Annotated in this window: 14 protein-coding genes, 2 pseudogenes and 1 other annotated feature; of the genes and pseudogenes, 6 read left to right on the plus strand and 10 right to left on the minus strand. The window is 63.4% G+C overall.

Annotation, left to right across the window (positions count from 1 at the left end):
* Positions 1-175: 175 nt before the first annotated feature.
* Both BO226_RS11025 and BO226_RS11030 read right to left on the minus strand, forming a co-directional pair.
* Entirely contained in the window at positions 176-565 is a 390-nt protein-coding gene (locus BO226_RS11025) for a recombinase family protein (protein ID WP_083543621.1), read from the minus strand.
* Positions 566-745: 180 nt separating this feature from the next.
* On the minus strand, positions 746-1,051 hold the full coding sequence (locus tag BO226_RS11030; protein ID WP_071935221.1) for a hypothetical protein: 306 nt from the start codon (positions 1,049-1,051) through the stop codon (positions 746-748).
* A 241-nt stretch (positions 1,052-1,292) separates the two neighbouring features.
* Between BO226_RS11030 and BO226_RS11035 the strand changes: the two genes are divergently transcribed.
* Entirely contained in the window at positions 1,293-2,399 is a 1,107-nt protein-coding gene (locus BO226_RS11035) for an IS630 family transposase (protein WP_232238024.1), read from the plus strand.
* A 171-nt stretch (positions 2,400-2,570) separates the two neighbouring features.
* Here the strand turns inward: BO226_RS11035 and BO226_RS11040 are convergent, their stop codons facing one another.
* Together BO226_RS11040 and BO226_RS11045 are read right to left on the minus strand one after the other, a co-directional pair.
* Positions 2,571-5,966, minus strand: a complete 3,396-nt coding sequence (locus BO226_RS11040; RefSeq protein WP_071935222.1) for a DUF499 domain-containing protein — start codon at positions 5,964-5,966, stop codon at positions 2,571-2,573.
* Between the two features lie 2 nt (positions 5,967-5,968).
* Positions 5,969-8,763: pseudogene (locus BO226_RS11045) on the minus strand (DUF1156 domain-containing protein).
* A 1-nt stretch (position 8,764) separates the two neighbouring features.
* Here BO226_RS11045 and BO226_RS11055 point away from each other — a divergent pair.
* Positions 8,765-10,020 (plus strand): IS3 family transposase gene (locus BO226_RS11055; RefSeq protein ID WP_232238102.1). Its coding sequence is split into 2 segments (ribosomal slippage): positions 8,765-9,038 and positions 9,038-10,020, totalling 1,257 coding nucleotides; the frame shifts between segments, so codons are not numbered across the junction.
* A 221-nt stretch (positions 10,021-10,241) separates the two neighbouring features.
* On the opposite strand, the pseudogene BO226_RS11060 reads toward BO226_RS11055, so the two are convergent.
* From BO226_RS11060 to BO226_RS27010, 3 genes and pseudogenes are all read right to left on the minus strand, one after another.
* A pseudogene (locus BO226_RS11060) lies at positions 10,242-13,743 on the minus strand (helicase-related protein).
* A gap of 208 nt (positions 13,744-13,951) precedes the next feature.
* Positions 13,952-14,761, minus strand: a complete 810-nt coding sequence (locus BO226_RS11065) for a hypothetical protein (protein WP_156895167.1) — start codon at positions 14,759-14,761, stop codon at positions 13,952-13,954.
* Positions 14,762-14,897: 136 nt separating this feature from the next.
* The gene (locus BO226_RS27010; protein WP_332260667.1) at positions 14,898-15,002 is read right to left on the minus strand and encodes a helix-turn-helix domain-containing protein; all 105 of its coding nucleotides are present in this window, start codon (positions 15,000-15,002) and stop codon (positions 14,898-14,900) included.
* Positions 15,003-15,181: 179 nt separating this feature from the next.
* Here BO226_RS27010 and BO226_RS11075 point away from each other — a divergent pair, with 179 nt between their 5' ends.
* Positions 15,182-16,621: an IS1380 family transposase gene (locus BO226_RS11075; protein WP_071935226.1), complete on the plus strand. Its 1,440-nt coding sequence runs from the start codon at positions 15,182-15,184 to the stop codon at positions 16,619-16,621.
* Here the strand turns inward: BO226_RS11075 and BO226_RS28075 are convergent.
* The 3 genes from BO226_RS28075 to BO226_RS11095 form a co-directional block, all read right to left on the minus strand.
* Positions 16,538-17,032 (minus strand): recombinase family protein, encoded by a 495-nt coding sequence (locus BO226_RS28075; RefSeq protein WP_071935227.1) that lies wholly within the window; start codon positions 17,030-17,032, stop codon positions 16,538-16,540. The genes BO226_RS11075 and BO226_RS28075 overlap by 84 nt on opposite strands.
* Before the next feature lie 81 nt (positions 17,033-17,113).
* Positions 17,114-18,339 (minus strand): IS3 family transposase gene (locus BO226_RS11085; RefSeq protein ID WP_156895169.1). Its coding sequence is split into 2 segments (ribosomal slippage): positions 17,114-18,057 and positions 18,057-18,339, totalling 1,227 coding nucleotides; the frame shifts between segments, so codons are not numbered across the junction.
* Positions 17,936-18,070 (minus strand) — a sequence feature (AL1L pseudoknot). It overlaps the preceding gene by 135 nt.
* A gap of 138 nt (positions 18,340-18,477) precedes the next feature.
* Positions 18,478-19,751 (minus strand): IS3 family transposase gene (locus BO226_RS11095; RefSeq protein ID WP_156354424.1). Its coding sequence is split into 2 segments (ribosomal slippage): positions 18,478-19,472 and positions 19,472-19,751, totalling 1,275 coding nucleotides; the frame shifts between segments, so codons are not numbered across the junction.
* 454 nt (positions 19,752-20,205) lie between these two features.
* Between BO226_RS11095 and BO226_RS27015 the strand changes: the two genes are divergently transcribed.
* The 3 genes from BO226_RS27015 (at position 20,206) to BO226_RS11115 (ending at position 23,270) form a co-directional block, all read left to right on the plus strand.
* Positions 20,206-20,865 (plus strand): hypothetical protein, encoded by a 660-nt coding sequence (locus BO226_RS27015; protein ID WP_156895171.1) that lies wholly within the window; start codon positions 20,206-20,208, stop codon positions 20,863-20,865.
* Between the two features lie 48 nt (positions 20,866-20,913).
* On the plus strand, positions 20,914-21,738 hold the full coding sequence (locus tag BO226_RS11110) for a hypothetical protein (RefSeq protein WP_198040636.1): 825 nt from the start codon (positions 20,914-20,916) through the stop codon (positions 21,736-21,738).
* 92 nt (positions 21,739-21,830) lie between these two features.
* Positions 21,831-23,270 (plus strand): IS1380 family transposase, encoded by a 1,440-nt coding sequence (locus BO226_RS11115; RefSeq protein WP_071934730.1) that lies wholly within the window; start codon positions 21,831-21,833, stop codon positions 23,268-23,270.
* The last annotated feature ends 227 nt before the right edge of the window (positions 23,271-23,497 follow it).

Raw genomic sequence — 23,497 nt, forward strand, 5'->3', positions numbered from 1 at the left:
GTCTCGCGCACTAGCGAGCGATCTAGCAGGACTTCGCGGCGTAACCCCGTCCGCTCTAGCTCCCACCGATCGCGCCGCTCACGCGATCTTCAAGTTGTGTCCTGCGGCATTCCCTGCGGGAGGTCGGGTATGTAACGGCTGTTCGGTGCGGGACTTGAGTGGAAAGTCATGCTGATTACCGCTGCGGTTCCGGCGGTCGAAGCCAGCTTGTTGGGGGTGGGTCCGGCCTGTGACTCTTGCCGATGCGGACGTCAGACAAGTCCACCTCCGACCGCAACGCGGCGGCATTGTCACTGACCATCACAGCCTTGACCGTGGCCGGATACCAGGTCGCCTTCCCCCGAGCGGTAGGAATGCCGTCGGACATCAATCGGTCCGCGATGGCCTGGAAGGTCCGACCCTCGGCCCGCTCGGTGACGATCCGCCGGGTGACTTCCCGGGGCAGCGCGGGTTCCACCCCGAGGCGCTCGCCTCGAGCACGCTTGGCTGCAGGCGCATCTTTCGTTCGAGACGAGATCGAGCGGCGTTCGTACTGACTGCCGGAGATGATGACGTTTGCGGCCATCTCACCGGCGGGGGTGCTCGTGTCGATGTCGAGAATCGACGAAGCCGTTCGGCCGTGGGGTTAACTCAGGAGTTCGGTGCGACGGACCGGAGACTGTCTCCAAGACAGAAACGGTGGTGGTCGTGGCACGTCAACTGTGTGTCCACACCAGTCCAGCGGCACGTCCCGCGCCGCCGACGCTCAGACCCGTCGCCCCCGACTCACCAGCAGCGGAATCAGATGATCCCGCCAGGTTGGTAGATGAACGTAACCGCTGGACATGCCGCCGTGCGCGAACTCTTCCCGATACACCCGCTCCGCAAGCTCGGTTCGCAGGTCCGAACCCACGACCGCCGTGAAGGCTGTAAGGAGCGACTCTTCCAACGTCGCCTCGTCGTCGGGGAGTGGAAGCCCGGCCAAGTGCTCTCGGAGCGCCGCCCACACGTACGGGTCGCCGCGCAGTCCCCACTGTCCCGGCTCCTCCTCGAGAAGTTGGTCCATCGTCATCGCCGCATCATGCCAAAGATGCTCACGGTGTCGATCGTTCAGGATGCAGCTCCAAATCGGGTGCGGAAACCTCTTGAACTGCGCCGCCGCGCCCCAGACGTGAACCGGTGGCTTCCCGAACTGCCCTGCAAAGTTGCGTGACGAGCCACTAGTGGCTCGTCACGGATTGTTGACCGGGTAATCCGCGGCTGACCGACACGTCCACGGCAGACTGTCTCCGAGTCGAGACAAGGAGGTGGTCGTGGCACGTCAACCCAGCGTGTTCGTCCGATCGTTGACCATGGAGGAAGGGCGACGGCTGCAGAAGATCAGCCGCACCGCCAAGGACCCGATCAAGCTACGACGAGCCATCGTGGTGCTGATGTCCGCCCAAGGCCAGACCGTCAAGGACATCACCTCGTTGATGCAGGTCAGCGACGATTACGTCCGCGATGTCATCCATGCGTTCAACGAGCAGGGATTCGAGGCGTTGCACCCAAAATGGAACGGGGGACGTCCGAAGACGATCGATGAGCAGACTCGCGAGAAGATCTGCTTGATCGCCCGGACGTCCCCCTCCGATTGGAAAATCACCGCGTTCTCCACCTGGAGTCTCACCAAGCTGACCGAGCACCTGATCGCGCAGAAGATCGTGCCGGCCATCAGTCGTGAGACGCTGCGCCGCATCCTGCGCAAGGGCAAGGTCACCTGGCAGTCGACCACGACGTGGAAGGCCTCGACCGACCCGGATTTTTTGTCGAAGATGCACGCGATCCTCAAGCTGTATGACACCCCGCCAGCCGACGGGCGGGTCGTCTGCGTCGACGAATTCGGGCCGCTGAACCTGCAACCCCGTAAAGGGAAATCGTGGCGGCCGGCGACGTCTCCGCTTCGGTTGCGGGCGACGTATCACCGCTACGACGGCGTGATGCACATGCTCGCCGCGCTCGACTTATCCAGCGGCAGAATGTACTACCGAATCAAGCCACGTAAACGCGCCGGCGAGTTCCTCGAGCTGCTCAAGATGTTGCGGGCCAGGTGGCCCGGGGAGAAGTTGTATGTCGTGCTCGACAACTTCTCCCCGCACCGGCACCTGACCGTCCGCCGGTGGGCTGAGGACCATGACGTCGAGTTGGTGTTTTTGCCGACCTACGGGTCGTGGCTCAACTGGATCGAATCCGAATTCGCGGCACTGCGGTACTTCGCCCTCAACGGCACCGATCACCGCAGCCACACCGAGCAGAACACTGCGATCGGGGCGTATATGCGGTGGCGCAATGCCCGTGCCGAACCGAAAACCCGATTCGCTCCCGACTCACCGATCCGGTCGTGGACCGAGTACCCGCATTACCCGGCCAAGGTTGCGTGACGAGCCACTAGCAGGCCCGACCTCCTCAAGGGTGATCTACCGTGGCCACTGAACAACGAGAAGAACGCAAAGACCCTTCACAGGCTCCGCGTGGACCGTGGCTGGCGATAGCCTTGCACCGCCCCCTCCTCGACACTTTGAGCTGGGATGCCGAGGAGGAGGCGGTCGGCGTCAATCGTCCTCGAACCCCGACTGGTCGAACTTGAGCGTGCTGGCGTTCTCGGACACTGTGCGGACCTTGGCCTCGTCGAACCCGTCCCGGGCGACCGCAGTGATCTCCAACCGCACCTCAAGTTCAACACCATCGACTGCAGCGAGGTGCTGGATGACCTCACTGGTGATACGCCCGAAGTCACGTCCGTAGAAGTCCGGATCCAGTGCAGCGGTGCCGAAGTAGCGAGTCTTGGGTCGACGCTCCGGCTTTGTAGTCACCGAGCGAGGCGGCACGGAGGGGCCGCCCTTACCGGGCGTGTCGTCCCCGGTCTGCGACTCCTGATCACCGGAGGATTCGGGTTCGTCCCCTCCGGCTTCGGCAAGGTCACGTTCCCGCTGCTCGGTCGCACGGCGCGGTTCGACGAGCAGCAACGAGTCGACCGTCGCAGGCTTGGGGGCATTGTCCGTCGGCAGCAGAAGACCCGCGTACACCTCTCCATCCCACCCCTCCGCAAGAGCAAAGCCCTGACGCTCCCAGTCGATCGGGGTGTCGAGAGCGGAGAGCACGCCGTCTTCGAGGACGCCACGGTCCCGCAGCCGCGCCAAGTACGGGTAAGTGGTGTAGTAGTCCCACAGCGCGCCGAGACTGATGTGGCCATCACGCTCGAATACCGTGTGCAAGGTGGTATCCAGGTCTAGGCGGATCCCTCCAGAGGCACGCTTGAGCACGAGCTCGGACTTGTCAACAAGGCGTTTGGCGGTCCGCTCTGCCAGGTTGTCGGTGCTGCCCTCGGCCTTGATCGCATCCAGGTGCAGCGGACGGGTCGGATCTGGCTGAGTGGGGACCAGCGTCCAGTGGTACGCGCCGAGCAGACGATCACGCGCAGTTGTATCGGCTCGCTTGAGCCTGTCCTCTGCCTGCTTCTTCTGCTGGGCTGTGAGATCGAGGAGGCCGTCCGCATTGTCGCGCACATACTTCCAGGCCAGGAAGTCGCGAACCGAGGCCTGCAGTTCTTCGTAGCGGGCCGAGTCGGCGGCGAGGAACACAAGCATGTTCCGGTGCGTCCGAGCTCCGCTGCCCCGCCTGTCGAGAATTTCCGTCGACCACGTGTAGGCCGGCGATTCAGTGCCCTGGCGACGGTTGTAGACGTGCGCCGGGGGCACGATCACCAGCCTCGCCTCCTGACCGTCGGGCACGTCAGACGAGGAGTCTGGGGCGATGTGCACGGCAGCGAAACCCTGCCCGCTGGGGCTGCGGTGGTCCTGCAGCCGCCGTGTGATCTCGGCCCACACCTCCTCCGGATGCAGCCGTTCGGCGTGGTCACGGGCAGTGCGTGTGGTGTTGGCCTGCGTGTCGAACCAGAACTGCGTTCCCGAGGAGTAAAAGTAGGTGGCCTTGTCTGCGAGCTGGTTCAGGGCCGAGTGGAAGTTGCCCGGCACATCCCCGGGCAACGCGGTGCCGAGGAATACCCGAGCCTTGTCGACACCTTTATGAGAGCCATGGAGCGTAGGGGTCGCGCCCATGAACACAGTCCGCGCCAGGCGTTGGGTGATGAAACGCTTGCCGAGCAGATCGGGACTGGCGTGGTCGACCTGGGCGGGCGCGGCGTGAGCTCCATCGACGTCGGCGTCAATAATCGCCTTCCATTGATCTTCGAGGTACTGGGTGATCTCGGTCATGACCTCCGGATCCCGCAGAGGTACCGAGCCCGGCATGATCAACGGCGCGGTGTCACCGGCGCGCCACAGCGCGCCAACGATAGTGTTCATCAGCCGCAACACACCGCGAGTGCGTTGAAAACGCTCCAAGGTCGACCAGTCCTGGTAGAGCCGGTCGAAAAGTTCAGGATGCACCGGATAGGTGGCGCGGATCCTGTCGAGGTAGTCGTTGTCGATAGCTTCGCTAGGGAACTTGCCGTGATGCTCGCGGTAGAACTTGACCACCGCCTGCGCTGTTGCACCGATCTGCGCGAGCGCCTGTCCGTCCGGGGCAGTGAAAAGCCGGCGTCGCACGATCTCGAACGACTCCTCGGGGTTGGCCGCCTTCCACTGATCGGCCACTCGGCGCACGACGTTCTGTAGGCGGCGTAGCGCTTCGCGCCCATTCTCGCCACCGACCTCTTCCTCGCTCACCTCACTGTGGCCGTCGTCATCACGAGCCGAGGCGGGAATCGAGATCACTACCAGCGCACCGGGTACGGCCTTCGCGGCTTCGGTAAGGGTCTGGGCGAACGTGAACTGGGTGTCGAAGCTGCCGCCGGCGAGATCGTCGCGCCCGTAGAGTTGGCGGGCGTAAGCCACCCATTCGTCGATCAGGATTATCGCCGGCGCGTATGCGGCAAGGAGCTCGCGGAGGCTGCCGCCCGGGTTGGTGGAGGTGCGGTCGGCGTCGGCGACGATCTCGTAGGCCTCGCGTCCACCGAGCTGCCAAGCCAGTTCGCCCCACAGGGTGTTGATCTTCGTGCCGTCCGGCTTGGGTTTCAGGCCGGAGGGTTCGAGGTGGTTGCCGACCAGCGCAACCTTGCCAATCTTCCGATCGAGTCGGACCGGGCCGAGCAGGTCCTGCAGCTCCTGTGGGTAGTCCGCCACCGGCCTGCCGGACGCGAGATGCCACAGGGCAAGCATCGAATGCGTTTTGCCGCCACCAAAGTTGGTCTGCAGGTTGATCACCGGGGAAGCGTTTTTGTCCCCAGAGATGCGCTTGACCGCGCGGGCGATCAGGTCCTGCAATCCGCCAGTAAGGAAGGTACGACGGAAGAACTCGACCGGGTCCGTGTACTCGGGGTCGCCCTCGCCGCGCGCAACCATGGCCAAGTCAGCGGCGAACTCAGCCGCACGGAAGTTGCCCTTGGCGACGTCGTCGTGGGGGCGCAACACCTCCCGCCACGGCAGCAGCCCCGCAGAGCCGACCTCGGCGGCACCGGCGGCCTTGACCACCTTGCGATCCTCCTGCTCAGAAGAGACTCGCCTCAGGTCGATGCGGGAACGCTTGACCTCATCGGCTGCGTCCGGTGCCCCGATCGCCCGCAGCAGCCGCTCGGCGGTGCCGAGAGCTCGGTAGGCGTCATCAGCGGAGAACGGCTCGTGGTGGGCCTCGCGGTCGCGCACGTCCCGCAGTTCGCTAGCCAGGGATTGCTCGGCCCTGGAAAGCTTTTCGTTGAACGGGAACCAGCCAGGGATAGCCTTGCCTGTGATGTTCTCGGTGAGCATCCGCAGCCCGTTCTGCGGGTCAACCGGGTTGTATTTCTTCGTTGCGGCGGCACCCTTGCCGACGTCCTTAGCAGCAAGCAGCATCGTCCAGTGCTTGTCCGCGGGCACCTTGTCACTGGTCGCCGCGGCGATGAACGGGTCGAGCGACTCCCCAAGCAGTTCTAGTGCGCGGCGGACACGGTCGCGGTTACTGATCTTCGCCATGCCTACTGCTCCTCGTAGTCGAACGTCGCCTGGGTCGGCTGCGCGGCGGCCAACGGAGCGGCTGCTGCAATCTCGTTCCACGCGGTGCCGAGCGCGTTGAATTCAACGGCGATCTTCGTGAGCTTGCGGTCCTCGGCGATTGAGAACAGCAGGAACGCCAGCTCCTTACACAGATCCCGCTCGATCGATGCGGGTACCCGTCCCAGCAGAGCGGAGGCGGCGGGGATTCCCTGGGTAGTCAGTGCCCGGGTCAAGTGCATCACGACCTCCCACACGCTGATCGACGGGTCCGTGGCAGGGTGATAGCTCTCATTGAGCTTGTCCGGAGCCAGCAGGGTCACCTTGCCCGCCCGGCTGGTGAGAATTCCGGCATGATCGAGGTGGTCGATCGACGCGTTGCGAGCCCGGGCGATGTTGTCCGCATCACCGTATGCACCGGGGTCGAACCCGTATTGGCGGAACCAGGCGATCGCGAAGCGGGTATCCGAGTCGAAGTCGCCTTCCTGTTCGGTCAAGACCTCGTCGAGTACCTCGTTGATTCGCGCGAGCGCGGCACGCACCCGCATCTTGGAACCATCGTCCTCTAACACCGCAGAGTACCGAGAGAAGACCGCCATCCCCGGGCCGATCGCCGCCTGCGGCAAATCCACGGGCGCGATCGCGCCTTGCTGCAACTCTTTCAATGCCGTCGGCAGCTCCGCCTTTAAAGCGGCGATGAACCGGCGACGGTCTGTTCGCGGCGCATCCTCAGGCCTGGGGCGAAGCGCGAGAAGAATCGACGACGCCAGGGCATTGGTTTCCTTGCTGATTGCTCGGCCTGTACGTTCGCTGCGCAGCGGCCAGGTCGCGGTTACCGACCACCCGGAGCGGATCATGCCCTCTAGCAGGGTCTCCCAACCGGTGGATGCTTCGCCGCCCTCGGTGGTCTCGGATTGCTTAAATGCGTAGTAGACAGTGATTGGGTAGTCGAGCAGGGCCGACTCACGAGCTCGCCGGAACACGTCCTGGAAGCCCTCTTCGAAGAATCGGTGTGCGCCATCTTTGCCACCGTGACGATATGGGTTAGCAACCAGCTCCTCCGCCTTCGGCACCAACATTGTGCTGAGCAGATCGGGGTGAATTGGTCGAAGGGCCCGGCGCAGCCACACGTAGAAGAAGTCGGATAAGTCCGAGTAGCCAATGTTGTCGTAGTAGGGGGGGTCGGTCGAAACCAATGCACCAGCAAAGTCGACAGCTTGAGCAGAGCTCTGCTGGACTGACGCAACAGGTCCGTCTGCACAGCATGCGAGCGAGCCAACCAGCATCTTCAACGCGTTGCGAAATGAACCTGTGTTCTCACCGAGCACCAACACCTCGGCAAAGTCCCATGTCATTGGCAGCGCTTGCCGGGCAAAGGTTGAGCTGGTTGATTCCCGACTGACGTACCAGTTGACAATCACCGAGTTTAGATCGGCGAGCTTGCTTGCAACCAATCCGAGATAGGTGGCAACTGCGTCAGCGTAAGCCGCTGCTCCGGTGCCTCCTACCGCAAGTCGGTCACCCTCGGACATGCCCGCTTCTAGGGCGTCAGTGAGTACCTGTTCGCGTACCTCGGTTACAAGATCGCTAAATGTGGTAAGCGCAGTGAGTTGGCGCGCGGTGAACAGGTGAGCGAAGGTACTCAAACCGTAAGGCGGGGTCCAGATATCCTTCGGGTGATAGCCAAGATCCTGGTCGGGCACGTTCTCCGGGAGTGGCACTGCTGCGGCAGCCTCGTGCTCGCGTGTCGGCTCAAGGTAGATGCGAGCGCGCTTGCCTTCTGCGACCGTGGCCATGAGCTGAGTCCCCATGCGTCCAGCGCGGCCTTGCGTCTTAATATACTCGCGCTCGACAGCCGCTCCGCAGCCGACGCAGGTTGCGCCGGTTCGGTGGACGGTGCCGTCAGAGTCCTTTTCCGGTGCTGTCTTCGGATCATGTCCGATCGTGAAGAGGACCTTGCCATCAGCCACGGTGGGGACCACGTACGCTTCTTTGCCCTTTTTCTTGCCGAGCCGCCACGAGCGGACCAGGGGCATGGCGATGCCGCAGGCGGGATTCGGGCAGGTGACGGTGCGTGCCCAAATCCACGCGATCACGGGGGCCTGCGACCCGTCCGGCAGGTTGGCCTTGGGGTAGAGGTGACCGATGAGTTTTTCGGCTTCATCGCGCATCCATTGCCCGTAGCGGCGTACATCCTCAGCGAGTCCTGTCGCCCTAGGCCACGATGAGACGAGCTGGTCCTGAGCGACATCGGGGTGAACAGGGGGCGGCCTACGAACTTCGGGGGGACCTCGATGAGGGCCTTATTGATCAGGACAGCGACGGGATTGAGGTCGGATGCACGTGCTTCGAGGCCAAGACGTTGAGCTTCGAGCGGGATCGTGCCGCCGCCGGCAAAGGGGTCGAGAATCGGCGGTGGATTCCCGCCCGTGGAGGCCATGATCTCGTCGTGCGCCTGCGCGAGGAGCTTCTCGTCGTTGGAGTTCTCCCACACCACCAGCTTCTCGATCAGCGTGTGGAGGCGGGCGCGCTCGGCCGTGACGGCTTCCTCCGTAGGGAACTTGTCTGGGTGCGAGGAAGGGTCGTCGACCAACTGCGCGAACAAGACAGCACGCGCGGCGGCGAGGGGTCGGCGTGCCCACCACAGGTGCAGGGTCGAGGGGTGACCATGTCGGATCGACTTCTCACGCGCGGACTCCTCGTTGATGACCTTGAGCGGGAGACCGACCTGAACCGTCTCGGGTTTGATGCCGCCTCCTTTCTTGAGGAGGATGCACATCATGTCCAAGCGTTACCCCGCCGAGCAGCGTGAACGAGCGGTGAAGATGGTCCTCGACCACCTCGACGAATATTCTTCGCCGTTCGCGGCGTGCAAAGCCATCGCCCCGAAGCTCGGCGTCGGTGTCGAGTCGCTGCGCACCTGGACCCGCCAGGCTCTGATCGATGCCGACAAGACACCCGGCGTGACCACCGCTGAACAGCAACGAATCAAAGAGCTCGAACGCGAAGTCCGAGACCTCCGTGAGGCCAACGAGATCTTGAAATCGGCCTCGATTTTCTTCGCGAGGGAGCTCGACCCTCGCCGCCGCTGATCTGCCAGTTCATCGACCAGATGCGTGCACAAGGACACCGGGTCGAGTCGATCTGCGCCGTGCTCACCGAGCGTGGCGTCAAGGTCGCCCCACGCACGTATCGGAACTGGAAAACTGCTTCTCCATCCCGCCGGACCGTCGCCGATGCACATCTGACGAACGCTCTGCGTGAGACCGTCGGCACCGCCGAAGGTCTCTACGGTCGCCGAAAGATGACCGTGCACCTGCGCAGACACGGCCACGACGTCGCGGCATGCACCGTCGACCGGTTGATGCGCGACGAAGGACTGTCCGGAGCGGTCCGGGGCCGTCGGCACCGCACCACCATGCCCGGCGGCTCGCACAGCCGCCGCGCCCCTGACCTGGTCGATCGTGATTTCACCGCCGAGGTTCCGAATCGGAAGTGGGTCACCGACTTCACCTATTGCCGCACCTGGGTGGGGTTCGTCTATGTCGCGTTCGTGATCGACTGCTTCTCGCGGGCGATCGTCGGCTGGCATGCCGCCACCGTCAAAGACACCGCGATGGTCACCACCGCCTTGAAGATGGCACTGTGGCGACGTGACCACACGGGCCACCCGGTCGGCTCAGGGTTGATCCACCATAGCGATGCCGGCAGTCAATACACTTCCATTGCTTTCGCGGAAACCCTTGTGCTGGAGGGTATTGCCGCGTCGGTCGGCAGCGTCGGAGACGCATACGACAACGCTCTGGCCGAGAGCACGATCGGGTTGTTCAAGACCGAAGTGATCGCCAAGGGAAACCCGTTCCATCCGGGTCCCTACAAGTCCGTCGAGGACGTCGAGTACGCCACGATGGAGTGGGTCGACTGGTTCAATCGCAGTCGCCTGCACAGCCGTCTCGGATACGTCCCGCCGGATGAATTCGAGGCGGCGTACTACGCTAACCTGTCGACTCCGCAACCGGAGCCGTCACCGATATAGGAGCGGCAAGAAACCCGAGACGGTTCAACCTCAATCAGCTTGCGCTTCGGTGTGCTCATGCCCGGCACCCGCGCGATCCTATGTCGGTGGCCGCGCTGTGGTAGTTGGGCAAGCTCGGGCGGGTCATCGGTGTTGAACTCCAAAGGTCAGCTATAGCAGTGGTGCGGTTGGATGAACCGTAGCAACCATGCTTGGGCACATCCGGTAGGGCGTAGTAGGGGTCAGCAGGGGTCGGTTCCCTTGGCCCACGTTTTCGACCAGTGCAGGCGCACGTCTGTGGCGGCGAGATCACCCAGGTCGATACTGCGGAAGTGCTCGGCGAGATAGCGCAGCTGGTCGTGCTCAGGACCGGCCGGGCTGACCTCCACCAACGCGAGGCGATGGGCGGCGGGCACGTTCTTGCCGAGCAGCACCTCGTTCAGAGTGATGGTCACATCGTCAGCCCCTTCAATACGACCTTTGACCTCGATAAATACCGATCGCCCGTCTGAGGTGGTGGAGCGAATGTCGTAGCCGGGGTTGTTGTGCGGCATTTCCACTGGGTTGCGCCCGAGGGCACGCTCAGCTTCGAGGACCTTGTCGACGGCGCGTCGCTCGACCCTGGCGGTCTCCCGGGCGTGGCTGGCGATCTCGCCGGGGACGAGCCCGGCAGGGATGACCAACGCCGCGCCGATCACCGTTGGCGGGCTCGCCGCCAGCTGCGCCTCCGCGGCGAGGCGGGCGGTGCGATGATCGAGCCTGGCTTCGAGGTCCCGAGCTCGGGCTTCGAGCCGGTCGGGGCTCTGCCGTTGTTTGCGGTGACGTCCCGGCTTGCCAGTGCCGGGGATGTCGCGCAGCCGAGTTGCCTCGGAGTACAGGTAGTTGATCTGCTGCTTGAGGCGCTGGGTGACGGCCGTGCGGGTCTTGTCGATCAGCGGCATCAGCCGCTCCCGCACCTGCTGTAAGTGCTCGGGTTGGGCGTGGGCGATCGCCCACGAGGCGGCTAGCTGCTCGACGCCGGCAGTCAACCATCCACCTGAGAGGACGGGGTCGGCGAACAGACGGACATCGTCGGGCAGAGGCTGCAGGTCGAGGTACGGGGCCGGCCCCGAGACGGCCGCACCGCCTGTGGGGGTAAGAGTGACGAACTCGAAACGCTTCGACACCACCTGGCCGGTGCCGTCGAGGACTTCTCCAGTCAGCGCGACGATCAGGCGGGGCTCTGTGCCCGGATCGGCAGGGTCGAACAGAAGCGTCCCAGCCTCCAGCGCAGACCGGTGGACCTCCACAGTGGCGTCGAGGACAGTATCGAGCAGCGGATGTCCGGGAGCGAGTAGCTCTGCGCGGCGCGCGTCGTCGACGTCGACATGTTCGGGGTCGAAGGTCACCCGCTCGTAGCGTGTGGCGATAGGCAGTACTGCCCCGGGGCGTTGCCGTTGTCGGACAGCGGCGGGCACATTGGCGATCTCGTAGCGGCCCTTCTCTCGGCGAGCCATCCGTCCGCCGAGGCGTTTGAACGCGTCCCGGAAGAACAGTTCGACGTAATAGGGCTGCAGCCGGCGGGCGCGGGCCTCGTCCATCTGGCGACGCAGCAGGTCGAGCTGATGTGGGGTTAGGGACTCTTTGGCCAGAGCGCGCTCGGCGAGCAGGTCGTCGAGGCCCTTCGAAACTTCGGCGTCCACGATCCTGTTCAGCTCCTGCAAGCGGGCGGGGTCGTCGCCGTAACGAATGGCCTCCATGAGGAGCTTGCGCAGCGGCTGGTCCTTGAACGCCTCACCGAGCACGTCGAACAGCCGACCGCCGTAGGCGCGGCGCTGCGTCTCCATCTTCTGCAGCAGCCGAGTGAACACCTGACCCTCACGGGTGTCCTCGGCGACCAGGTTCCACAACCGACAGGTATGGCGCTGTCCGATGCGGTGGATCCGGCCGAAGCGCTGCTCGATCCGGTTCGGGTTCCATGGGAGGTCATAGTTGATCATGAGGTGGGCGGATTGCAGGTTCAACCCCTCACCGGCCGCGTCAGTCGCGACGAGCACCCGCACGTCCGGATTGTGGGTGAAGTCTTCGCGGATCGAGCGTCGCTCGTCACGGCGGGTGCCGCCATGGATAGTCACAACTGCGTCCTCGCGTCCGATCACATTGCGGATCTGGGCGGTCAAGTAGTCGAGGGTGTCCTTGTGTTCGGTGAAGACGATCAGCTTGCGCGGTGTTCCATCGGCTGTGGCCAGCAGCGCGTTGTCGAGTAGCAGCGAGCGCAACTCACTCCACTTGCGGTCCTCGCCGCTGTCACGCACGGTGCGGGCGAGGGTGACCAGCTCAGCGAGCTGGGCGATCTCGATATCGAGTTCAGCAATGGTCTGCGCGGCGGTAGCAGCGTCGACCACGGACTCTTCGAGTCGCTCTGTCTCCTCGGCGTCCAGCTCGTCGGGGTCGTCGAGCTTGTCCCACGACGTCATCACCGCGAGGTCGTCCTCTGCGCGCGAGTAACGGGGTTCGAGCATCTCGCGGCGTTTGGTCTCGAGTCGTTGACTACGACGTTGCAGCGACCGCAGGATCGCGTGCGTGCTCGACGCGAGACGACGCTGGAGCACTGTGAGAGCGAATCCAACCGTGCGGGCTCGGGGGTTGTCGCTGCCGAGACGTTCGGCTCGGTTCATCTCCTCTCGCACGTATCGAGTGACCTGGTCGTACAAGTTCTGCTCGGCGTCCGAGAGCCGGTAGGGCACGGTTTCGGCAATCCGCTCCGGGAACAACGGCTTGCCATCGAAGGTGAGCAGCTCTTCCTTGACCATTCGACGCATCAGGCCCGAGGTGTCGGTCGAGTGTGCACCGGAGCGGTACTCGCCTTCGAACCTGTCCGGGTCCAGCAGCGCCATAAACGCCTGGAAGTTCGACTCACTGCCCGAGTGCGGCGTCGCGGTCATCAACAAATAAATGCCGCGCAATCGTGCCGAGCCGCTGACCGAGCTCGTAGCGGCGGGTCGTATCCAGCTCCCCCGCCCACCAGTTCGCCGACATCCGGTGCGCCTCGTCGACGATCACCAGATCCCACTCGGTTTCGTCCAGCAGCGCCAGTAGGTCGTCATTGCGGGCCAACTGATCCATCCGCGCGATCAACAACGGATGCCGCGTGAACGGATTCCCGTCGACCAAACCGTTGATCATTTCCCGGGACAGGAGTTCCGCGACGATGCCAAACTTCGCGGCGAGTTCGTCCTGCCACTGTTCGACCAGGCCGCCCGGGGCGATGATCAACATGCGCGCCAGATCACCGCGCAGCATCAACTCCTTGGCATACAGGCCGGCCATGATCGTCTTGCCGGCACCAGGGTCGTCGGCGAGCAGGAACCGCAGTGGTGTTCGAGGCAAGAGTTCGCCGTACACCGCGCGGATCTGATGCGGCAAAGGGTCGACAGCACTGGAAGACACCGCCACCATCGGGTCGTGCAGGCCAGCCATCCGGATTCGCAACGCCTCGGCCGCTAAGCGGAACTCGATCGGATCGGCGTCGAACCGCCATCGAGCCGTCGACGACTGGATCGACAGATTAGCCTCGTCGGCGCGGTAAAGCACCCGCTGCCCGAGACTCCCGTCGGCACTCTGGAACGTGACAGTCACCGCGTCGGGATTATGCACCGCCACCGCCAGGACGTTGACCGGCTGCGGCAACAGACCCAACAGCGTGGTGCCAGACTCCAGGTCTTCCAAGCGAGCCGGCGCACCCGTAGTCGCGTCTCTGCTCATCACATCTGCCCGTTACGCACAGTCATGATCGGAGGATACGAGAGCGAACGCGCGCGGCGGGATGGGAACAGGTGAGCGGCGTGGCGACGCTCGTGGTCAGTCCTACCGCTACATTCAGAACATGCCCGGGACGGCACCCGAGCCGATCCAGCTTCTCCGCGGCAACACACCGGCCTCGCCCCCGGTCAAACCGCTAATCCTTTTTGCGTCAGGTGTCGGAGCTTTCACCGTCGCGCGTAAAGGCGTCGAAGTAGGTAAACGGTTCGTATGTCACCGTCATGCCACTAGCGACACCTTCCGTGAGATGCGCAAAACTACCGTCGAACCACTCGCCGGTGGTGTTGAAATAGCCAGCGGCTTCCCACGTTCCGACTTGTGAGCGCACGTAGTCGCTCAGATCGTCCAGGCTCGCGAAGAACGTCACCGTCTTGGGTTTGATAAGCACGCCATTCAGCCGCACCGACTCTTCCAAGCCGTGATAGCCCCGTCCGCTTTCGGCCCAGACATCCTCAAGCGGCACGATCAGCTCGGCGGGATCGCGGACCGCAATCGGCTGCCAACCGTCACGTGCAGGTTTGCCCTGGAGCACCCGTCCAGGCGCTCCACTCAGCGTCACGAGGGCCTTCATCTCTGCGGTCGGCAACTTTCGAAATGCGGCCGGGCCGTTCACCGCGATCGAATGTTCCAGTGGTGTTCCTGCTTTGTGTTCGTGCACCAGGAACGCAGGCGTGAGCCAGTGAATGGGTTGCAGGAAGAGCGTGCGATCACCGGGGTCGCCGGTCAGCCGGGCAATCGTACAGAACCCCACGACGGATTTTGTGTCGGTCTGATACGCCACCACCACGTCACCGGCCGCGACCTCCTTGGCGAGGTACTTCGACACCTCCTGCGATTGCGTGGAGTAGTCCCCGCCCCAGTCGACCGGTCCGCCACGACTGAACACGCCTCGCAGCCAGTCCCCCGCATACCCAGACGGTCCGCCTTCTCCGGCATTGCACTTATAGAGCCAGTACGTCAACGTGAGTTCCCTTCGTAGCGGCACGTTTGCGGAACAAACAGACTGATGATCACCACATCATGGAGTCACATCAACGCGAAGGTCGTGCCCGACACGCAGTCGTCGTACAACCGGATAGAAGGCGGCAGGGACGTATCTACGCGGCCGAACGAGTGTCGTCGGCGAGCAATCGGTACAGCGTTGCGCGACTGACACCGAGGTACTTGGCGATGTCCTTACCGGTGTGCCCGTCTGCCTTCATCCTGCGCGCGGTGGCGATCGCCTGAGCGTCGACGACCTTGCGGGGGCGACCGAACTTAGCCTGGATGCACCGATCAGGCTGATGTGATGGGCGAGTCGTAACGGCGAAATGCCCTGTCGTAGTGAAAGAATTGAACTTCTCACAGAAACAATTCGGCCACAACGAAGGGCATCTCGTAGATGCAACTCTCTCACACCCGGCCCGTCGCTGCGGCGAGGTTCGACGATCCGAATCTCGTGTCGACCGCTGGGCTGGTTCCGATCATGGGTCTGGCGCAGAACTGCGGCCTGCAGGCTCTCGCCGACGAACACCTCAGCGTTCCCACCGACAAGGGTGCTCACTCCGGCGACAAGATCGGAGCACTCGTCGCGGGAATGGTCGCCGGCGCGGACAGCATCGCCGACATGGCATTACTACGGCACGGGGCGATGGGAACACTCTTCGACCGCCCGTACGCACCGTCGACGCTGGGGTCGTTCCTGCGCACCTTCACCTTCGGGCACGTTCGGCAACTCGACGCCGTTGCCTCCCGGTTCCTGCGCGGACTGGCCACCAGAACTCCGCTGGTGGCCGGGATCGACACCGAACGCGTGCTGGTCGACATCGACGATTCGATCATCGAAGTGCACGGGCACGGCAAACAGGGTTCCGGATACGGCTATTCCGGGGTCCGCGGACTGAACGCGCTGATCACCACGGTCACCACCGACACCGCGGCCCCGGTGATCGTCGGACAGCGTCTGCGCAAAGGGTCCTGCGGATCAGCGCGTGGAGCAGCCCGGATGATCGCCGACACCCTGACCACCGTCGCGCACCTGCACACAGCTACCGCCGGCCCAGGGGCGCGAACCACGGCACAGGCCACGCCCAGACCGCTGGTGCGGGCCGACTCGGCGTTCTACGGATATCCCACCATCGGGGCGGCGCTGCGCGGCGGCGCCGACGTCTCGGTCACCGTGCGCCTGACCTCACCCATCAAGACCGCGATCGCCTCGATCGACGAGGATGCGTGGACTCCGATCGAGTACACCAACGCGATCTACGACCACGACACCGAACGCTGGATCTCGGCTGCCGAGGTCGCGGAGATACCGTTCACCGCGTTCGCCTCGAAGAAGAAGACCCACCGGGTTCCGGGGCGGTTGATCGTACGGCGTATCCCCGACCTGCGGCTGAAGAAGGACCAGGGCCAGGGCGAATTGTTCGACGTCTGGCGGTTTCATGCCTTCTTCACCACCGTCGACGCCACCGATCTCGATGCCGTCGCCGCCGACAAGCTCCACCGCCATCACGCGATCATCGAGCAGGTCCACGCGGACCTGAAGAGCTCCGCGCTCGCTCATTTGCCGTCGTCTCGGTTCACTGCCAATGCTGCGTGGCTGGTCTGCGCGGTGATGGCGTTCAACCTCACCCGCGCCGCGGCTACCGTCACAGGCGATCCGAAGCTGGTCAAGGCCACCACCGGAACTGTCCGGCGGACCATTGTGTCGGTCCCTGCTCGGATCGCGTCGTCGGCGCGCCGGTTGACGTTGCATCTACCCCAACAGTGGCCGTGGGAATCGGGGTGGAACGCCCTGTTCGACACGGTGTTCGGACGAAACCGACCGATTCTCGGCTAACAGACACTCCCTGCCCGCCAACGACTCGAAAGACCAGTGGAACAACCCGACATCGAAGGTCGGAAGATCGTCCATGTCCACACCCTGTCCCAAGTCGTGCAATGGAAGCCACGACGACAGCATCAGACGCTCGGTGCATTGAGGCTTAGTGCCGTTTTTCCGCGCCGCCTCACGCTTGAGGGCGGTCCGTTCTTTGGCGAGCTCGCGCTCGAATTCAGCCATAGAGGCGAGCACTCCGATCACCATGCGCCCGGCGGACGTCGACGAGTCGATGCCATCCGAGGTCGATACAAGGGTGACACCCCGCTCCGTGAGGGCGCGCACGACCTCGAGGATGTGGAGCGTGTTGCGGCCGAGTCGGTCGAGTTTCCACACGACGACGGTGTCACCGTCGCGCACATACTCGAGCATGGCGGCGAGCCCCGGCCGGTCGTCGCGGGCACCGGACTGTCAAGTCCCGAGTTTTGTTGAGGCTGAGCGTGTGTTCAGTTCTCAGGCCGCAGAAGCGGCCGGCGGTTGTGCGTAGTAGGCGGTCTCGACCTCGGCTGGGGTGCGATAGTCGAGCATGCCGTGGACCCGTTCGGTATTGAACCAATGCACCCATTGCGCGGTGGCCGCTTCGACGTCCTCCCGGCCGGTCCAGGGACCGTCGAGGAAGATCAACTCGGCCTTGTACAGCGAGTTCAGCGCTTCGGCCATGGCATTATCGAACGAGTCGCCTTTCGATCCGACGGAGGCGACCGCGGCGGCCTGGTCCAGGGTCTGGGCGTAGCGCAGCGCTCGGTATTGCACGCCGCGGTCGCTGTGATGGACCAGTCCGGTGACGTCGCGGCCTGCGCGTCGTCGTGCCCACAGGCCCATCTTCAACGCGTCGAGCGCCAGGTCGGTGTACATCCGGGTCGAGGTCTGCCACCCGACGATCATGCGGGAGAACGCATCCAGGACGAACGCGACATAGACCCACCCGGACTGCGTCCGCACATACGTCAGATCGGCCACCCACAACTGGTTCGGCGCAGTGGCCGTGAAGTCTCGTTCGACGAGGTCACGGGGCTGATCGGTTTCCGGTGCCGGCTTCGTCGTGCGCGGCCATTTTCCGCGGACGGTGCCGCGGACACCGAGTTCGCGGCAGAGCCGCTCGATGGTGCAGCGGGCCACCTCGTGGCCTTCCCGGACCAGTTGGGCGTGGATCTTGCGGATTCCGTAGACCCGCATCCGTGGGTGGGAGTGGATGCGCATGATGTGTTCTTTGAGGACGGCATCGCGGCGTGCACGGGCGCTGGGTTCGCGACCTATGAAGGCGTAGTAGGTGCCCGGGGCGATCTTGACCTCGGTGTTCTCCGACAGAACGCGACAGATCGGTTCGATCCCCCAGCGGTGTTTGTGTTCGTCGATGAAGGCGACGATCACTTCAGTCGGCGGTCGAACTCCGCCTTCGCGAAAAAAGCTGTGGCAGAACGTAATATTTCCATCGACTGCCGTAGTTCGCGGTTCTCTTTCTCCAGACGGCGGATCCGTGCTTCGGCATCGACGGGCTCGGTGGGGAGCTCGTCGTCTTCGGCTTTGCGCACCCAGGTCCGCAGGGCTTCCTTGTGGACGCCGGTCTGCTCGGCGATCCGGTTGATGGCGCCGGTGCGGGTGTCGGGGTCGCGGCGGGCTTCGACGGCGAGTCGGGTCGCTCGCTCACGCAGTTCCTGAGGGTATTTGTAGTTCGCCATGTTGAGTCTGGGGTGATCCTTCCGGGATATCTGGCTCACCCTCAATGAAACCAGGGACGATTCAAACATCTTGTCCTGGAAGGTCTTGCTGACGCCGGCCGTGGCGAGAGCTGATCCCTCCCGGCGTTTCCGGAGAGCTCATGGTGTGAGCGCTTCCTCCGGATTGAGGGTGCGCATGCGATCGTAGTGGAGTTGCTCTGCCCGGTCGGGGGTGAGGTCGTGGCAGTAGCTGTGTGGTCGTTCTCGGTTGTAGAACGCCACCCATTCGGCGGTGCCCAGCGACAACTCAGTGGCTCCATGGAACAGGGGCTGGTTGTCGACCAGTTCGTTCTTGTAGTCCGAGTTCACCGATTCGGCCAGGGCATTGTCGAAACTGTCCCCGACGGTGCCGATAGAGGCCGCGATCCCTTCCTCGGCCAATCGCTGCCCGAACACGATGGCAGTATACTGCGATCCGGCGTCGCTATGATGGACGAGTTTGCTCAAATCGACTACCCCGCAACGTTTTCTGTTGTCGATCGCATTGTTGATCGCATCGGTCACCAAGTTCACCGTCATCTCCGTGGCCACCTTCCAGCCGACGATCTTGCGGGCGAACACGTCAGTCACGAAGGCTGTGTACGCCCAACCGGATTCGGTGCGGCAGTAGGTGAAATCGGCCACCCACAGGCGGTTGGGTGCCGCGGCATAAAACTGCCGGTCGACCAGATCCGTCGGCCGCTTGGCCGCCGCGTCAGGGATGGTCGTGCGCACCCGTTTCTTCTTGATCGCGCCGTGCCATCCCATCTCCCGCATGACCCGTTCAACCGTGCAACGGGCGACATCTAATCCGTTGCTGCGCAGCATTATCCATGTCTTTCGTGAGCCCAGAACGCGGGTCAGGGGTTTGTTCTTGCGGAGCATGAAGATCGCATCGATGACCTGCGCGTCAGCGAGCATACGGGCGCTCGGCCCGCGGTTGATGTGGTCGTAGTATGTGGACGGGGCGATGCGCCAGCCGTGCTCAGAGAGCACGGCGCACATCGAATCGACACCCCAGATAAGACCATCCGCACCCACCCGATGTCCCTGGTGGGTGCGGATGAAGTCCACAATTACCGGTGTGGCCGGTCGATTTCGGCCGCGAAGAAAACCGACGCCGCTTTCAGGATGCCGTTGGCCCGTTTGAGTTCGGCGACCTCCTGTTTGAGCCTGCGGATCTCCTCGTTGTCGGCCCTCGAGGCGCCTTCCGCATCAGCGGCCGGGGCCTTACGAACCCACTGACGGACAGTCTCCGCCGAGGTCACCCCCAACAGATCTGCGGTCTTGCGCATCGCCGGCCACTCCGCCGACCCGTGGGCCACCAACTGGGCCACCATGTCCACGGCGTCTCGCTTCAACTCAGCCGAGTACCGCTTCGATCCTGCTGCCATAGGTTTCATCCTCCCTTGAGAGGAGCCCTCCGGAAATCCCGGGAGGGATCAAGCAGCCTCCTGCTGCTCGAGTGTCTGAGTCACGGTGGACACGCGGACGTACCCGATTCGGGTCCCTGTCGGGGCAACTGTCTCGCTCATGCAAGCCAGTGTGTCTCAAATATTTTGTCGCGTAAATATTAAGACAGAAAATTGTGAGACGAACTTTTGAGACATCTCGACCTGGGGAAAGCCCTTCCCGACCACCGCGTGGTCCGGGTGTCTCAGTCAGAACTGATATGAGACACCGTGCGCACGGCAACCCGGCGGCGCGGGGTAGACATCCCCTCCAGGGAGGGGAGCGCGAATGGGATGTGTCGTTCCACGTTCCGGGCCTTGAGGACTGCGACAATCCTGGCAACGGCAACAGCGCGGACAGTCGTTTGAGCGGCGAAGCGCAAGGGAGGTTCACGCCATGAAGACACGGACTGCGTGGGTGGCGGTATCAGTCGTCCTTCTATCAGGTTGCGCGACCGGTGTTACCACAGACTCCGCCACGACGAGCAACTCGGATTCTGCGTCATCAGCGTCGATTACGTCCGGACCGCCCCGCAACGCCCAGGGTCGCATCGAGAAGGGCTTTGGTGAAGCGGCCGGTCTGATCGACAATGTCAGCGGCGAACCCGCCTTCACCTTCACTCTGAGCAACCCGCGCATGAACCCGGGGTGCACAGGCTTCTGGCAATTCACTCCCAACGGGCAGTACCTCTTCGTTGATATCGAAGCCGTGACAGCGCCGAACTACACGGAGGCGGTCACCGGTGCCGGCAACCGCAGTGTCAAACAGATGGCCGACCGCAGCCTGAAGGCCGGAAACTGGAGAGGCATCGGACCCGACGGAGCCGTCCTCGAGAGTTTGATCAGCACCGCAGCGCTCAACTGCGAGGAACTCAACGACGACGCATTCGACGAGCCACTCGCCCCCGCGTCGACGTATCGCGGTACCTACGCGTTCGACGTCCCCGTCGGGACCCAAAGCATCTACCTTGACATGCTCGGCAAGGACATCAGCTGGGAGTGGCCTATCCCTGAGACCCTGGTTCCCGGTGCCCCCGGTGCATCCAGCGGCTTCTGATCCGGGGAGCGCGAGCAAGATCATCGACCCGAAGAGTGAGCGACGAAAGTGAGCGATGTGCGTCTCGTCAAGGCGACACGGGTAAGCCTCAAGGCGCACCCACATTTGAACGAAAAATGGCTGCAAGAGCGGATCGTGGAGGATCCCACGCTACTCGGCCTCGGCGATCTCGCAGTCAAGGACGTCGAGCGACGTCAGCCTCGTGCTGGTCGCTTGGACTTGCTGCTGAGCGATCCCGATTCGAACCGTCGGTACGAGGTGGAGATCCAACTCGGTGCCACCGATGAAGCACACATCATCCGCACGATCGAATACTGGGACATCGAAAAATCCCGCTATCCCCAGTACGAACATGTTGCCGTGATCGTCGCCGAAGACATCACCAGTCGGTTCCTCAACGTCATCAGCCTGCTCAACAAGACGATCCCGCTCATCGCTATCCAGATGCAAGCGCTCCAGGTCGGCGAAGCCCTCACCCTGCACGCAACGACGGTGCTGGATCTGACGAGCCTCGGCACTGAGGAGGAAGACGAACCAGGCCAGGCAACGGACCGGTCGTACTGGGTCGGAAAGGGGACGCCGGAGACCATCGCGATCGCCGACGAGCTGCTCGAGCTGATCAACGAAATAACCCCCGGAATGGCCTTCAAGTACAACAAGTTTTACATCGGACTTACCCGAAATGGAGTGGTCGACAACTTCATTACCCTGCGCATCCGGAAGGACTTCGTACTCGCCGAACCCCGGATCCCCCGCACCGAGGAACTGACCGCGATGCTCGATGAGGCCGGAGTAGACCGCATGGACTACGACTCGCAGTGGGGTCGGTACCGGTTGCGTCTTAGCCTGGATGCACCGATCAGGCTGATGTGATGGGCGAGTCGTAACGGCGAAATGCCCTGTCGTAGTGAAAGAATTGAACTTCTCACAGAAACAATTCGGCCACAACGAAGGGCATCTCGTAGATGCAACTCTCTCACACCCGGCCCGTCGCTGCGGCGAGGTTCGACGATCCGAATCTCGTGTCGACCGCTGGGCTGGTTCCGATCATGGGTCTGGCGCAGAACTGCGGCCTGCAGGCTCTCGCCGACGAACACCTCAGCGTTCCCACCGACAAGGGTGCTCACTCCGGCGACAAGATCGGAGCACTCGTCGCGGGAATGGTCGCCGGCGCGGACAGCATCGCCGACATGGCATTACTACGGCACGGGGCGATGGGAACACTCTTCGACCGCCCGTACGCACCGTCGACGCTGGGGTCGTTCCTGCGCACCTTCACCTTCGGGCACGTTCGGCAACTCGACGCCGTTGCCTCCCGGTTCCTGCGCGGACTGGCCACCAGAACTCCGCTGGTGGCCGGGATCGACACCGAACGCGTGCTGGTCGACATCGACGATTCGATCATCGAAGTGCACGGGCACGGCAAACAGGGTTCCGGATACGGCTATTCCGGGGTCCGCGGACTGAACGCGCTGATCACCACGGTCACCACCGACACCGCGGCCCCGGTGATCGTCGGACAGCGTCTGCGCAAAGGGTCCTGCGGATCAGCGCGTGGAGCAGCCCGGATGATCGCCGACACCCTGACCACCGTCGCGCACCTGCACACAGCTACCGCCGGCCCAGGGGCGCGAACCACGGCACAGGCCACGCCCAGACCGCTGGTGCGGGCCGACTCGGCGTTCTACGGATATCCCACCATCGGGGCGGCGCTGCGCGGCGGCGCCGACGTCTCGGTCACCGTGCGCCTGACCTCACCCATCAAGACCGCGATCGCCTCGATCGACGAGGATGCGTGGACTCCGATCGAGTACACCAACGCGATCTACGACCACGACACCGAACGCTGGATCTCGGCTGCCGAGGTCGCGGAGATACCGTTCACCGCGTTCGCCTCGAAGAAGAAGACCCACCGGGTTCCGGGGCGGTTGATCGTACGGCGTATCCCCGACCTGCGGCCGAAGAAGGACCAGGGCCAGGGCGAATTGTTCGACGTCTGGCGGTTTCATGCCTTCTTCACCACCGTCGACGCCACCGATCTCGATGCCGTCGCCGCCGACAAGCTCCACCGCCATCACGCGATCATCGAGCAGGTCCACGCGGACCTGAAGAGCTCCGCGCTCGCTCATTTGCCGTCGTCTCGGTTCACTGCCAATGCTGCGTGGCTGGTCTGCGCGGTGATGGCGTTCAACCTCACCCGCGCCGCGGCTACCGTCACAGGCGATCCGAAGCTGGTCAAGGCCACCACCGGAACTGTCCGGCGGACCATTGTGTCGGTCCCTGCTCGGATCGCGTCGTCGGCGCGCCGGTTGACGTTGCATCTACCCCAACAGTGGCCGTGGGAATCGGGGTGGAACGCCCTGTTCGACACGGTGTTCGGACGAAACCGACCGATTCTCGGCTAACAGACACTCCCTGCCCGCCAACGACTCGAAAGACCAGTGGAACAACCCGACATCGAAGGTCGGAAGATCGTCCATGTCCACACCCTGTCCCAAGTCGTGCAATGGAAGCCACGACGACAGCATCAGACGCTCGGTGCATTGAGGCTTAGAAAGTCGGACCTCGTGGAACGGCGAGACCTCTTACTCGATCTGATCAGGCGAGCAAGCGACACGCCCGCCCCACTCGA

The organism is Rhodococcus sp. 2G (genome assembly GCF_001886355.1).
Classification (GTDB): domain Bacteria; phylum Actinomycetota; class Actinomycetes; order Mycobacteriales; family Mycobacteriaceae; genus Rhodococcus; species Rhodococcus pyridinivorans.